The 12,835-nt window shown below is 64.0% G+C and carries 12 protein-coding genes; 4 read left to right on the forward strand and 8 right to left on the reverse strand.

Annotation, left to right across the window (positions count from 1 at the left end; all coding sequences use genetic code 11):
* Positions 1–112 precede the first annotated feature (112 nt).
* Entirely contained in the window at positions 113–871 is a 759-nt protein-coding gene (locus tag RSW2DRAFT_RS08665) for an alpha/beta hydrolase (protein ID WP_008030055.1), read from the forward strand.
* On the opposite strand, the gene phaZ is transcribed toward RSW2DRAFT_RS08665, so the two are convergent.
* Positions 863–2,128: a polyhydroxyalkanoate depolymerase gene (gene phaZ, locus RSW2DRAFT_RS08670; protein ID WP_008030057.1), complete on the reverse strand. Its 1,266-nt coding sequence runs from the start codon at positions 2,126–2,128 to the stop codon at positions 863–865. The genes RSW2DRAFT_RS08665 and phaZ overlap by 9 nt on opposite strands.
* A gap of 102 nt (positions 2,129–2,230) precedes the next feature.
* On the opposite strand from phaZ, the gene phaC reads away from it, so the two are divergent.
* The 3 genes from phaC (at position 2,231) to phaR (ending at position 5,312) form a co-directional block, all read left to right on the forward strand.
* On the forward strand, positions 2,231–4,024 hold the full coding sequence (phaC, locus tag RSW2DRAFT_RS08675; protein ID WP_008030059.1) for a class I poly(R)-hydroxyalkanoic acid synthase: 1,794 nt from the start codon (positions 2,231–2,233) through the stop codon (positions 4,022–4,024).
* A 142-nt stretch (positions 4,025–4,166) separates the two neighbouring features.
* Positions 4,167–4,616: a phasin family protein gene (locus tag RSW2DRAFT_RS08680; protein WP_008030061.1), complete on the forward strand. Its 450-nt coding sequence runs from the start codon at positions 4,167–4,169 to the stop codon at positions 4,614–4,616.
* Positions 4,617–4,757: 141 nt separating this feature from the next.
* Positions 4,758–5,312, forward strand: coding sequence for a polyhydroxyalkanoate synthesis repressor PhaR (gene phaR / locus RSW2DRAFT_RS08685; protein ID WP_008030063.1), 555 nt, complete (start codon positions 4,758–4,760; stop codon positions 5,310–5,312).
* Positions 5,313–5,322: 10 nt separating this feature from the next.
* Here phaR and RSW2DRAFT_RS08690 read toward each other — a convergent pair whose 3' ends face one another.
* From RSW2DRAFT_RS08690 to RSW2DRAFT_RS08720, 7 genes are all read right to left on the reverse strand, one after another.
* The gene (locus tag RSW2DRAFT_RS08690) at positions 5,323–6,624 is read right to left on the reverse strand and encodes an NAD(P)/FAD-dependent oxidoreductase (RefSeq protein ID WP_008030065.1); all 1,302 of its coding nucleotides are present in this window, start codon (positions 6,622–6,624) and stop codon (positions 5,323–5,325) included.
* Complete coding sequence (locus RSW2DRAFT_RS08695; RefSeq protein WP_008030067.1) at positions 6,621–7,976, reverse strand: glutamine synthetase family protein; 1,356 nt, start codon at positions 7,974–7,976, stop codon at positions 6,621–6,623. The genes RSW2DRAFT_RS08690 and RSW2DRAFT_RS08695 overlap by 4 nt, the downstream gene beginning before the upstream one ends.
* A gap of 23 nt (positions 7,977–7,999) precedes the next feature.
* The gene (locus RSW2DRAFT_RS08700; protein WP_008030069.1) at positions 8,000–8,680 is read right to left on the reverse strand and encodes a type 1 glutamine amidotransferase; all 681 of its coding nucleotides are present in this window, start codon (positions 8,678–8,680) and stop codon (positions 8,000–8,002) included.
* A 68-nt stretch (positions 8,681–8,748) separates the two neighbouring features.
* Positions 8,749–10,086, reverse strand: a complete 1,338-nt coding sequence (locus tag RSW2DRAFT_RS08705; RefSeq protein ID WP_008030071.1) for a glutamine synthetase family protein — start codon at positions 10,084–10,086, stop codon at positions 8,749–8,751.
* Between the two features lie 200 nt (positions 10,087–10,286).
* A complete protein-coding gene (locus tag RSW2DRAFT_RS08710; RefSeq protein ID WP_040671870.1) occupies positions 10,287–11,114 on the reverse strand; it encodes an ABC transporter permease in 828 nt (275 codons plus the stop codon).
* Between the two features lie 2 nt (positions 11,115–11,116).
* Entirely contained in the window at positions 11,117–11,998 is an 882-nt protein-coding gene (locus RSW2DRAFT_RS08715) for an ABC transporter permease (RefSeq protein WP_008030075.1), read from the reverse strand.
* A gap of 60 nt (positions 11,999–12,058) precedes the next feature.
* Positions 12,059–12,781, reverse strand: coding sequence for a transporter substrate-binding domain-containing protein (locus RSW2DRAFT_RS08720; protein ID WP_008030076.1), 723 nt, complete (start codon positions 12,779–12,781; stop codon positions 12,059–12,061).
* Positions 12,782–12,835 lie beyond the last annotated feature (54 nt).

The raw sequence follows: 12,835 nt of genomic DNA on the forward strand, positions 1-12,835 counted from the left end.
TTGTCGCGCCCTGCCGGTTGCTCCGCGCAGGCAGCGAGGACGGCGGGAACGCCGGAGGAGCGGGTGGATTGGCGTGCGCGATTGCGCTAAGGCTTGGGAAAACGAGAGCCGCATGACCGAACCCGCTTACCTTGTCACGCCGCAAGGCCGCCGCATCGCGCATCACCAGACGCCTGGGCGTGGGCCGGGGGTGGTGTTTCTGGGTGGCTTCAATTCCGACATGCAGGGCAGCAAGGCGTTGTTTTTGCAGGCTTGGGCCGAGGCGCAGGGCCGGGCGTTCTTGCGCTTTGACTACTCGGGCCACGGCCAGTCTTCCGGCGATTTCCGCGACGGGGCGATTGGTGATTGGCTGCAGGATGCAGAGGCGGCGCTGGCGCTGACCGAGGAGCGCCAAGTGCTGGTCGGCTCGTCGATGGGCGGCTGGATTGCCCTTCTATTGGCGCGTAGGCACCCCGAACGGATCGCGGGGCTTGTCGGCATTGCTGCTGCGCCGGATTTCACCGAAGACAGCATGTGGGCCGGGTTTTCCGAAGCCCAGAAGGCCGAACTGGCCCAAGGCCAGGTGGCGCTACCCTCGGATTATGGCGCGCCTTACATCATCACCCGCCGCCTGATTGAAGAAGGCCGCCGCCATCTGGTGCTGCGCCAACCCTTGTCGCTGCCGTTCCCGGTGCGGCTGTTGCAGGGCAGCGCCGACACTGATGTGCCGCCTGCGGTGGCGCTGCGGCTGTTCGACCATGCGCAGGGACCGGACATCCGGCTGACCCTGGTCAAGGGCGCCGACCACCGGTTTTCCACACCCGATTGCCTTGGCGCCATCGCGGCGGCGCTGGCCGAGGTGCTGGCCGCAGCGCCGCAGCCGTTACGCTGAGGCAGCCTTGGCCGGTTTCTCCGGCGCCCCGGAATTGGCGTCGATGAAGTTCAGCACCAGCGGCCGGATGTTCAAACGCCAGCTTTTGCCGGCGAAGATGCCGTAATGCCCGGCGCCCGGCTCGACGTGGCTGGCCTTCTTGCTGTCGGGCAGCCCGGTCAGCAATTTCAGCGCCGCAATGCATTGGCCGGGGGCGGAAATATCGTCATTGGCGCCTTCGACGGTTTTCACCGCGACCTGGGTGATCGCGCCGATATCGACCTTCTTGCCGCCCACGGTGAACTTGTTCTCGGCAATCTCGCGGCCCTTGAAGATACGCTCGACGGTGGACAGGTAAAACTCGCCGGTCATGTCCATCACCGCCAGATATTCGTCGTAAAAGCGGTTGTGGGCGTCGTGGTCCGAGGCCTGGCCGCGGGCGACGCGGACGATCTGTTCCGAGAAGGCCTTGGAATGGCGGTCGCGGTTCATCGAGATGAAGCTTTGCAACTGCAACAGCCCCGGATAGACCAGCCGCCCGGCGCCCATGTGCTTGAAGCCGACGCGCTGGATCGCCAGTTCCTCCAACTGCCCCATGGTCACCCGGCGGCCAAAGTCGGTCACGTCGGTGGCGGCGGCGTCAGGATCGACCGGCCCGCCGATCAGCGTCAGGCTGCGCGGCTGGGCATCGGGGTCTTCGGCGGCCAGATAGGCGGTGGCGGCCAGCGCCAGCGGCACCGGCTGACAGACGGCGATCACATGGGTTTCCGGCCCCATGAAGCGCATGAACTCGGCCAGATACAGCGTGTAATCCTCGACATCGAACTTGCCCGCCGACACCGGAATGTCGCGCGCATTGTGCCAGTCGGTGATGAACACGTCGCAATCGGGCAGCAGGCTGGCGACGGTCGAACGCAGCAGGGTGGCGTAATGCCCCGACATCGGCGCCACCAGCAGCACCCGGCGCTTGGCCGGTTCGCGGCGGCGCACGAAGAACTGCACCAGATCGCCGAACGGCTTTTTCACCACCGGCAGGATATCCACCAGATGGTCGGTGCCATCGGGGCCGACGATGGAGCGGATGCCCCAGTCGGGTTTGGCGATCATCCGCCCGAAGGTGCGCTCGGTCACTTCGCCCCAGGCGGCCGTCAGTTGCACCATCGGGTTCATCGACAGTGCAAACATCGGATACGAGGCCATGGCCCGGGCGGTCGCCCCCAACCATTCGTTGGTGTTGCGGGCGGTTTCCATCAGGTCGTAAGTCGCCATATACTTCATTGCATCTCCTTGCCCAAAGGGGCCTTGGCCGATAACGTCGCAAGACCGCGGGTGCGGCGGCGTTATGCTGCATAGCGGCGACGATAGGGGGGAAAGCTACACATGACAACTGAAGACAGTGCCGCAGTTGCCCGGCTGGACCGATTGAACGCCAATCTGGTGAAGCTTGATACGTTGTCCAAGCGGCTGACGCTGGCGCTGACCCACCGCAAGAATGCCGATCCGGCGTTAAGCGGGCCGGGCGAAGACGTGTATTTGAAGGCCGCAGCGGCCTATGTCGCCGAGATGATGCAGAACCCCGGGCGGATTCTGGAAAACCAGATCGCCTACTGGGGCAAAAGCCTGAAACACTATGTCGAGGCGCAGGCGGCGCTGGCCAAGGGCGAGTTCAAGGCCCCCGCCGACCCCACCCCGCGCGACAAGCGATTCGCCAACCCGCTGTGGGAGACGCATCCGTTCTTCAACTACCTCAAGCAGCAATACCTGCTGAACGCCGAGGCGATCACCGGGGCGGTGGCCGATCTGCCGAACCTGGAGCCGGGGGATCAGAAGCGCATCGAATATTTCTCGCGCCAGATCGTCGACATGTTCGCGCCGACCAATTTTCTGGGCACCAACCCCGATGCGCTGGAGCGTGCGGTGGAAACCGATGGCGAAAGTCTGGTGCAGGGTCTGGAAAACCTGGTGCGCGACATCGAGGCCAGCAATGGCAACCTGCTGGTGACGCTGGCCGACAAGGAGGCGTTCCACGTCGGCAAGAACCTGGCCACCAGCCCCGGCGCCGTGGTCTATCGCAACCGGATGCTGGAGCTGATCCAGTATGCCCCCAGCACGCCCACCGTGCATGCCACGCCCTTGCTGATCTTTCCGCCCTGGATCAACAAGTTCTACATCATGGACCTGAAGCCGCAGAACAGTCTGATCAAATGGATTGTCGATCAAGGGTTTACGCTGTTCGTAGTGTCGTGGGTCAACCCCGACAGCTCCTATGCCGACGTCGGTCTGGACGACTATATCCGCGACGGCTACCTGCAAGCCATGGCCGAGGTGCGCCGCATCACCGGCGAGAAGCAGATCAACGCCGTGGGCTATTGCATCGCGGGCACCACGCTGTCGCTGACGCTGGCGCATCTGGCCAAGGCCGGCGACAAGTCGGTGAAATCAGCCACTTTCTTCACCACGCTGACCGATTTTGCCGATCGTGGCGAGGTGGGCGTGTTCCTGAACGACGATTTCGTGGACGGGATCGAGCGGCAGGTGGCGGTCGATGGCATCCTCGACAAGACCTTCATGTCGCGCACCTTCAGCTTTTTGCGCTCGAACGACCTGATCTATCAGCCGGCGATCAAAAGCTACATGATGGGCGAGGCGCCACCGGCATTCGACCTGCTGTATTGGAACGGCGACGGCACCAATCTGCCGGCCAGGATGGCGGTGGAATATCTGCGCGGCCTGTGCCAGCGCGACGAGTTTGCCACCGGCGCTTTCCCCGTGCTGGGCGGCATGGTGGCCCCGGCGGATATCAAGCTGCCGGTGTTCGCCGTGGCCTGCGATACCGATCATATCGCGGCCTGGAAAGGCTCGATGGCGGGCATCCGGCGGTTCGGGTCGAAGGACAAGACCTTCATCCTGTCGCAGTCGGGCCATATCGCGGGCATCATCAACCCGCCGTCGAAGAACAAGTATGGCCACTACACCAACGATGCCGCCCTGACCACGCCCGAGGCCTTCCGCGAGGGGGCGACCTTCCATAAAGAGTCGTGGTGGCCGCGCTGGGGCAAGTGGCTGGCGGAGCGTTCGGGCAAGCAGGTTCCGCCCCGCGTTCCGGGTGATTCGACCAACCCGGTGCTGGCCCCCGCCCCCGGCACCTATGTGGTGGCCGTGCCAAATACCTGATCTGACGCACAGATTCCGACATCAGCCATTTTTGGCTGTCGCTCATGCTGCAATGCAGAAAAAGACTTGAAATGCTGCGGTGCAGCATGTATATATCTGTCATCGCAACACGCACTGCCGCCCCGCCACATGGAGTTTGAAAATGACCAAAACCACCGATTTCACCAAAGTCTTCCAGGACGCCATGGCCTCGTTCCCGATCGACGCGACCGCCATGCAGAACGCCTTCAAGACCCAAGCCACCCTGGCCGAGAAATTCTCGAAAGTGGCGCTGGAAGCCGCCGAGAAATCGACCGAGATCAGCACCAAATGGGCCAAGGAAACCATCGCCAAGCTGGGCGATGCTTCGAAAGCCAAGACCGACCCGACCGACTACACCAAGGCCGTGTCCGACTTCGCCACCGCCTCGGCTGAACTGGCTGCTGAAAATCTGGCCGCCTTCGCCGAGATCGCCAAGAAGGTGCAGGTCGAAACCGTCGAGCTGCTGCTGGCGGCTGGCAAGGACGTGACCGAAGAAACCACTGCCGCGGTCAAGAAAGCCACCACCGAGGCCACCTCGGCCGTGAAGAAAGCGGCCAGCGCCGCGAAGTGATCTGACGAACACGCGACCCCATTTCCTCCCGATGTGTGGACGCGCGGGGCGGGCCAAGTGCCCGCCCTTTCTTTTTGTCTGCTTGTTTTTTTCCAAGGCTGGCTTAAGCTTGCTGCAAGCGCACAAACCATGGGGGGCCAGATGGCCGACGCCGACAAGCCGTTGCTGATCAAACGCTACGCGAGCCGCCGTCTTTATAACACCGAGACCAGCGATTACGTGACGCTGGAGGATATTGCCGGTTTCATCCGCACCGGGCGCGAGGTGCAGATCATCGACCTGAAATCCGGCGACGACCTGACGCGGCAATACCTGTTGCAGATCGTGGCCGAGCACGAAAGCAAGGGTGAATCCGTGCTGCCGGTGGATGTGCTGACCGACCTCGTGCGCAGCTACACCTCGGAAGTGCAAAGCATCGTGCCGGCGTTTCTGGCGGCCTCGTTCGAGATGCTGCGCACCGGCCAGACCAAGATGATCGAGAACCTGTCGGCCATCCCCAACCCGCTGGCCGCCGTGCCGGGGTTCGAGGCGATGCGCAAGCAGCAGGAAGCCTTCATGAAGACCCTGCTGGTGGCGGTGCCCGGCTGGACCGGCACGGCGCCTGCCGCCGACGATGCGGCCCCCGTGGCCAGCGAAGAACTGGCAGACATCAAGAAGCAACTGGCCGAGTTGCAGAAAAAGCTGGCGAAGCTTTGATGGCCGGGGCCTAAAGCCCCAGCCGATCCCGCAAGGCATACCAGGTCATCGCCAGCACCAAGAGCGGCTCGCGCAGGCCCGCGCCGCCGGGGAAACGCGGCTGCGGCAGGCTGGCCAGCAGGTCAAAACTGGCGGCTTGCCCCGCCACCGCCTCGGCCAGCACCTTGCCCGCAAGTGTGGCCAGCGCCACCCCATGGCCGGAATAGCCCGAGGCCGACAGCATGTTGGGCTGGGCCTTGGTGAAACACGGCAGCCGGTTCATGGTAATGGCAAGGGTGCCGCCCCAGGCATAGTCGATCTTCGTATCGGCAAGCTGCGGATAGACCTCCAGCAGCGGTTTGCGCACCGTCTTGATCAGGTCGGGAAAGCGGTAGCCATAGCTTTCGCCACCGCCGAACAGCAGCCGGTTATCCTCGGACAGGCGCCAGTAGTTGACGACGAATTTGGTATCGGCCACAGCCACCGGGCGCGACAGGATCTCCGCCGCCCGGTCGCCCAAAGGCTCGGTCGCGACGATGAAATTGTTGATCGGCATCACCTTGGCGGCGACCTTCGGCTCCAGCCCGCCCAGATAGCCGTTGCACGCCAGGATCACATGATCCGCCAGCACCCGCCCCGTCGCGGTGCGCAAGGCCACCTTGGGACCGGGAATGATTTCAAGCACTTCGCTGGCCTCGTGGATCGTGGCCCCCGCCTTGGCCGCCGCCATCGCCAGCCCGATGGCATAGTTCAGCGGATGCACATGCCCGGCGCCATGGTCGATCTCGCCACCATGGAAGGCCTTCGAGCCGATCAGGGCGCGGATGCCCCGGCGGTCCAGCGGTTCCAACTGGTCATAGCCATAATCGCGGTGCAGTTTTTCGGCATAGGCATGGGTGTCGCGGGCCTGGGCTTCCGTCCAGCAGGCATGCGCCACGCCGGGGTAAAACGTGCAGGGCATGGCGTGATCGGCAATCAGCCCGCGCAGCAGCGCCTTGGACTCTTCCGCCAGATCCCACAGCCGGTGCGCGTCGGTCCGCCCGACCAGCTTTTCCAAGGCCACCTGATCCAGCCGCTGCCCCGACCCCACCTGCCCGCCATTGCGCCCCGAGGCGCCAAAGCCTATGCGGTGCGCCTCCAGCAGCACCACGCGCAACCCGGCTTGCGCCAGATGCAGCGCCGCCGACAGCCCGGTATAGCCGCCGCCGACCACGCAGACATCGGCGCGCACCTCGCCCAGCAGCGGCGCAAACGGCGCCAAAGGGGCCGCGGTGGCCGCGTAATACGACGCAGGGTATCCCCCCGCGCGGTCATTGACGTGCAGCAGGTTCATACGTTCAACAGCAGATGCTCGCGTTCCCAGGGGCTGATGACCTGCAGGAACTCTTTGTATTCATTGCGCTTCACCGAGTTATAGACCGTGCAGAACTCGGTGCCGATCACCTCGCGGAAGGCCTGATCCTCTTCCAGCACGTCCAGCGCGTCGCCCAGATTGTAGGGCAACTCGTCCGACCCCGAATAGGCGTTGCCCGAACATTCGGCGCGCGGCAGCTTGGCTTCCATCAGCCCCAGATAGCCGCAGGCCAGCGAGGCCGCGATGCCGAGATAGGGGTTGCAATCCATCCCCGGCAGCCGGTTTTCGACCCGGCGCGCCGAGGGGTCCGACACCGGCACCCGCAGCCCGGTGGTGCGGTTGTCGCGGCCCCATTCCAGATTGATCGGCGCGGCAAAGTCCGGCACATAGCGGCGATAGCTGTTGACGTAGGGCGCCAGCAAGGCCACCGCGGCGGGCAGGTGGTTCTGCATCCCGGCGATGAAATGCAAAAACGCCTCGGTCTCGCCGCCCTTGCGGTCGCTGAAGATGTTCTTGCCGGTCTTGGTATCGACCACCGAATGGTGGATGTGCATGGCCGAGCCCGGCTCGCCCTCGATGGGCTTGGCCATGAAGGTGGCAAAGCAGTCGTGCCGCATCGCCGCCTCGCGGATCAACCGCTTGAAATAGAACACATCATCGGCCAGCTTCACCGGATCGCCGTGCGCGAGGTTCAGTTCGACCTGTGCAGCACCTGCCTCTTGCAGGATGCCGTCAATCTCCAGCCCCTGGGCTTCGGCGAAGTCGTAAATGTCATCGACCACCTTGCCGTATTCGTCGATAGCGCTGAGGGAATAGGCCTGATTGGCCATGGCGCGCCTGCCGGTGCGGCCGATCGGCGGGATGATCGGAATGTTGGGGTCGGTGTTGCGGGCGGTCAGGAAAAACTCCATCTCCGGCGCCACCACCGGGGTCCAGCCTTGCGCGTTGAACAGCCCGACGATGCGGCGCAGCAGATTGCGCGGCGCAAACGGCACCGGGTTGCCCTGCTGGTCATGCGCGTCGTGGATCACCTGCAGGGTCACATCCGCGGTCCACGGTGCTGCGGTGGCGGTGCTGAAATCCGGCACCAGCACCATGTCGGGTTCGGTGAAACCGTCGAACGGATTGTCGGCCCAGTCGCCGGTGATGGTTTGCAGGAAGATCGAGTTCGGCAGGAAATAGCTTTTCTGCGTCGCGAATTTCGAGGCGGGCATCGCCTTGCCGCGGGCCACCCCGGCCACGTCGGCAATGACACATTCCACCTCGTCAACCCGGCGCCCGGCGATGTAGTCGCGCGTATGTTCGGGCAGTTTGTCGGTCCAGTCGGCCATGGTGCCTCTCCTGACGGGAAAATTCAGCCACGCGGCTGTTTGAAAAATGCAGCGATCCGGTCGGCAATCGCCTGATCGTCGATCTGCGTGCCAAGCCGGGCGGTGGCTTCGGCCATCAGATCGTCGGGCACCACGCCCTTGCCGCGGGTCTGCATCAGGCCATCGACAAAGGCCGCGCGAAACTCGGGGTGGGCCTGCACGGTAAAGGCCCGGTCGCCGTAAACCAGCGCGGCGTTCTGGCAGAAGTCGTTGCAGGCCACCACTTCGGCGCCCGGCGGCAGTTCGGTCACCTGATCGCGGTGCCAGGCGTTCAGCGTCAGTTTCTGGCCGCCGAAATCATACTCGGTCGGCCCCACCGCCCAGCCGCCCGCATGGCGTTCGACCTTGCCGCCCAGCGCCTGCGCCACGATCTGATGGCCAAAGCAGATGCCGACCAGCGGCACCTTTTCCGCAATCGCCTTGCGGATGAAATCTTCCAGCGGCTTGATGAACGGCAGATCCTCGTAAGCCCCATGGCGCGAGCCGGTGATCAGCCAGCCATCGGCCTGATGCACGTCCGAAGGAAACTCCATCTCCACCACCCGAAAGGTACGGAAGGTCAGGCCGCGCCCGGCCAGAAGCTGCGCGAACATGTCGGGGTAATCGCCCATCTCGCCCGCCAGGGCGTCGGGCGCGAGGCCGGTTTGCAGGATGCCGATCAGCATGGGATGTCCGTGGTTGGGTGCAGTAGCCTAAGCCCGCGCCCGGCCTTGCGGCAAGGGCGCGGTATCGGTCAGACCGAGTCGAGATACAGTTCGACCTGTTCCTCGGGGCTGAGTTCGGCAAGGTAGTGCAGCTCCTGCCGCTTGGTCAGCACGTAGTTGCGGATCAGCTCCTTGGGCAGGAACCGCGACAGCACATCTCTTTGCTCGAAGGCGTCGATCGCGGCCTCCCAGCTTTCGGGAATATGCGGCAGGCCTTCCACCGCATAGGCGTTGCCGGTGATCGGCGGCGCCGGTTCGGCCTGATCCTCGATCCCCGAAAGCGCCGAGCCGAGGATGGCGGCCAGCATCAGATAGGGGTTCACATCGCCCCCCGCCACCCGATGCTCGATCCGCCGCGCCGCCGGGTTGCCCGCCGGGATGCGGATCGCCGAGGTGCGGTTCTCGTAACCCCATGAAATCGCTGTGGGCGCGTGCTTGCCCGGCACCAGCCGGTCATAGCTGTTGGCGTGCGGCGCGAAGATCAGCGTGGCGTCGTGCATGGCGGCAAGGCAGCCCGCCACGGCATGGCGCATCATCGCGGTGCCCTTGGGGCCGCCGCTGTCGAACACGTTGTCGCCCTTTTCGTCCAGCACCGAGAAATGCGTGTGCAGGCCGGAACCGGAATATTCCGGGTAGGGCTTGGCCATGAAACTGGCGGCAAAGCCGTGGCGGCGGGCCAGACCTTTGACCAGCATCTTGAACAGCCAGGCATCGTCGGCGGCGCGCAGGGCGTCGTCGCAATGCATAAGGTTGACCTCGAACTGCCCCAGCCCGGTTTCCGAGGTCGAGGTATCGGCCGGAATGTCCATCGCCTCGCAGGCGTCGTAAAGGTCGGTGAAGAAGGTATCAAAGGCGTCCAAGGCGCGGATCGACAGGGTCTCCGCCGCCTTGCGCCGCTTGCCCGAACGCGGGCTGGGCGGCACTTGCAGGGTCTTGCCGGAATCGTCGATCAGGAAAAATTCCAACTCCATGGCGCAGACCGGGGTCAGGCCGCGCGCCTTGTAGCGGTCCACCACCGCCCGCAGCGCATGGCGCGGGTCGCCTTCATAGGGCTGGCCGTTCTCGCGGAACATCCAGATCGGCAGCAGGGCGGTGGGTGCCTCCAGCCAGGGCATCGGCATGAAGCCGCGCTCGGTCGGGCGCAGGATGCCATCGGCATCACCCTGTTCGAACACCAGCGGGCTGTCGTCGATATCCTCGCCCCAGATGTCGAGGTTCAGCACCGAAAACGGGAACCGCGTGCCGTCTTTCACCACCTTGTCGGCAAACCGCGCCGGTATGCGCTTGCCACGGGCCTGGCCGTTCAGGTCGGCGGCGGCCACGCGGATGGTGCGCACCTGCGGGTGCTTTCTCAGCCAGTCTTTCATTCTCTCTCACATGAAGGCCGGGGGCGTGGCGTTCCGCATCCGCGCCATATCAGACCATCGGCCTGCTGGCGGGGTGGGGACCATGCCCTTGGTCCTTTCTCCCGTCTTGATCCTTCCTTCCGCGCCCGCCCGACGGGGCAGGGGATGCCGCAACCGCGACTCCGGGCGACGGCCCGGCGAATTTGATCAAATAAACGATACTAGCGGATCACCTGCGGACGCAAGCGAATTCTGCTGCGCATGTTTTGCGGCAGGTGGCGGTTCAGGTGGCGGTTCACCCGCCCGAACAGCCAGATCACCGCCAGCGTCAGGCAGATGAAATAGAACGCCACGATGGGGTAAGGGATGAACGGGTTGAAGGTCTTGTCGGCAAAGTAGTTGGCGTAATACAGCGCGTCGCCCTGCTGCTGGAACGCCGGAAAGCCGGAAAAATACACCAGCGTCGAGGATTGCAGCAGAAAGATCGCCTCGTTGGTATAGCCGGGCCAGCCCAGCCGCAGCATGGTGGGCCATTCGATGCGCCGAAACCTTTGCCAGCCGGTCAGCCCGTAGGCATCGGCGGCCTCGAGATCGCCCTTGGGGATGGACCGCAACGCGCCGTAGAAAATCTCGGCCGAATAGGCGGCGGTGTTCAGCACCATCACGATCAGCGCCCCGGCCCAGGCCTTGGTCAGCCACGAGGTATCGACCGTCATCCCCAGCACGTTGATGCCGCTGCGCGGCAGCAGCACCAGGGTTTCATAGGCCAGAAAGAACTGGATGAACAACGGCGAGCCGCGGAACACGAACACGAACCAATCGGCCGGCTTGCGTAAAAGCGGGCTGCGGGCGGTCTTGGCCAGCGCCAGCGCATTGGCCAGAAAAAACCCGAAGGCCAGCGCCACAAAGCCGAAATAGACGTTCCAGATCAGCCCCGACCCGATCAGGGTGAACTGCTGGCACAGGGTGAAATCGGTTTTCGGCAGCAGCTTTTCCCCGATGCCGATCGAGCGCAGCGCATAGGCGGCGAAGGTTTCCGCGCAGGTCATGGTCATGTTGCGGCCTTCCGCATCGCCTCGCCCGCCGCGGTGGCCTGACCATGCGACAGCCGCGCGCTCAGCCGCCCCAGCACCACCTCGGAAACCTTGGTCATCAAGAGATAGAACACCAAGAGCCCCAGAAAGTAGAAAATCCGCCAGTCCGGGTGCGGATAGTCATAGGCCTGGGTCTTGGTGCCGCCCAATTCGCGCGCGTAATAGACGATGTCCTTGACCCCCAGCAGAAACAGCAGCGGCGTTGCCTTGATCAGGATCATCCACAGATTGGCCAATCCCGGCAGCGCATAGGTCCACATCTGCGGCACCAGAATCCGGCGAAACACCTGGCCGTGGCTCATGCCATAGCTTTCGGCGGTTTCCAGTTGCGCCCGCGGCACCGCCTGCATCGCGCCATACAGCACGTTGGTGACAAAGGCCCCGAACACGATGGCAAAGGTGATCACCGCCAGACCAAAGCCGTAAGCCTGAAACACGAAGGGCGAGGCCGTCGCCACCGGCACCTTGGCCGCCGGGCAGACGTGAAACTCCAGCCCCTGAAACACCGGCTGGTCCCAGCCGGGGCAGACGAACTGCTGCTTGACGATCTCGAACCCCTGATCCAGCGCGATCACGAAGAACAGGAAATACACGATGTCGGGCACGCCGCGCACCATGGCGCTGTAGCCCTTGCCCAGCCAGCGCAGCGGTGCCACCTGCGACCGGGCCGCCATCGCGCCACCAAAGCCCAGCAGCATCGACGCCGGGGCCGTGACCGCCAGCAGCAACATCACCGTGGCGAAAGACATGTAGAAATCCAGATGCTTGCCCGAGGTCAGGTAGCAGCCGAGCCACGTCAGGCCCTCGATCGACTTGGGGTCGGCGCAGGCAGAAAACATCCAAAACGTCCCATGCGGCAGACTGTCCCCCGACCGCCGGGGCCGGGGGACAGGGGCAGATCAGAACTTCTGGCCTTCGGCCCCGAAGTATTTCTCGATCATCGCGTTCAGCGAGCCGTCCGCCTTCATCGCGGCAATCGCCACGTTCAGCTTGCCCTTCAGCTCCTGGTCCGACTGGCGCAGGCCCAGCCCGACGCCGCCACCGATTGCCACCGGCTCGCCCACCACCATCAGCGCGCCGCCCGATTCCTTGACCAGCGGGTTGAGATAGTCGAAGTCGGCAAACACCGCGTCGGCCTCGCCGTTGCGCACTGCGGCCACGGTTTCATCCGGCGTCGGGTATTCCAGCAGCGTCGCCCCCGAGGCGGCGATGAAAGCAGCCTGAATGGTGGACACCTGTGCCGCCACCGTGCCGGTCTGGTAGTTGGCATCGGCCTTGGCGGCCACATAGACCGACGGCACCGGCGGATAGTAGTTGTCCGAGAAGTCGATGACCTTCTTGCGCTCGTCGGTGATCGACATGCCGGCGATGATCACGTCGTAGTTGCCCGATTGCAGGTTGGGGATGATGCTGTCCCACTCGTTGGTGGACCAGGTGCACTCCAGGGCGGCGCGTTTGCAGATCTCGTCGCCAAACTCGCGCTCGAACCCGCCAATCTCGCCCTTGTCGTCAATCAGGTTGAAGGGTGGGTAAGCGCCCTCGGTGGCCAGCCGCACCACATCGGCGCTGGCAAAGCCCGCCGTCAGCGCCAGCAGCGTGGTGGCAAGAAGCAGTTTCTTCATTTTGGTCTCCCTTGGTGGTTGTTGTTGTCTTTCAAGCCGCGCCCGCTGACAGAA

Source organism: Rhodobacter ferrooxidans (genome assembly GCF_000176015.1).
In the GTDB taxonomy this organism is placed as follows: Bacteria; Pseudomonadota; Alphaproteobacteria; order Rhodobacterales; family Rhodobacteraceae; genus Pseudorhodobacter_B; species Pseudorhodobacter_B ferrooxidans.

Bases quoted from the DNA above. Each gene is read 5' to 3' on its own strand.
- RSW2DRAFT_RS08700 (WP_008030069.1), bottom strand. From the start codon at position 8,680: ATGCTGATCGGCATCCTGCAAACCGGCCTCGCGCCCGACGCCCTGGCG.
- phaC (WP_008030059.1), top strand. From the start codon at position 2,231: ATGACAACTGAAGACAGTGCCGCAGTTGCCCGGCTGGACCGATTGAAC.
- phaZ (WP_008030057.1), bottom strand. From the start codon at position 2,128: ATGAAGTATATGGCGACTTACGACCTGATGGAAACCGCCCGCAACACC.
- RSW2DRAFT_RS08720 (WP_008030076.1), bottom strand. From the start codon at position 12,781: ATGAAGAAACTGCTTCTTGCCACCACGCTGCTGGCGCTGACGGCGGGC.
- RSW2DRAFT_RS08695 (WP_008030067.1), bottom strand. From the start codon at position 7,976: ATGGCCGACTGGACCGACAAACTGCCCGAACATACGCGCGACTACATC.
- RSW2DRAFT_RS08680 (WP_008030061.1), top strand. From the start codon at position 4,167: ATGACCAAAACCACCGATTTCACCAAAGTCTTCCAGGACGCCATGGCC.
- RSW2DRAFT_RS08715 (WP_008030075.1), bottom strand. From the start codon at position 11,998: ATGTTTTCTGCCTGCGCCGACCCCAAGTCGATCGAGGGCCTGACGTGG.
- RSW2DRAFT_RS08690 (WP_008030065.1), bottom strand. From the start codon at position 6,624: ATGAACCTGCTGCACGTCAATGACCGCGCGGGGGGATACCCTGCGTCG.
- RSW2DRAFT_RS08705 (WP_008030071.1), bottom strand. From the start codon at position 10,086: ATGAAAGACTGGCTGAGAAAGCACCCGCAGGTGCGCACCATCCGCGTG.
- phaR (WP_008030063.1), top strand. From the start codon at position 4,758: ATGGCCGACGCCGACAAGCCGTTGCTGATCAAACGCTACGCGAGCCGC.
- RSW2DRAFT_RS08665 (WP_008030055.1), top strand. From the start codon at position 113: ATGACCGAACCCGCTTACCTTGTCACGCCGCAAGGCCGCCGCATCGCG.
- RSW2DRAFT_RS08710 (WP_040671870.1), bottom strand. From the start codon at position 11,114: ATGACCTGCGCGGAAACCTTCGCCGCCTATGCGCTGCGCTCGATCGGC.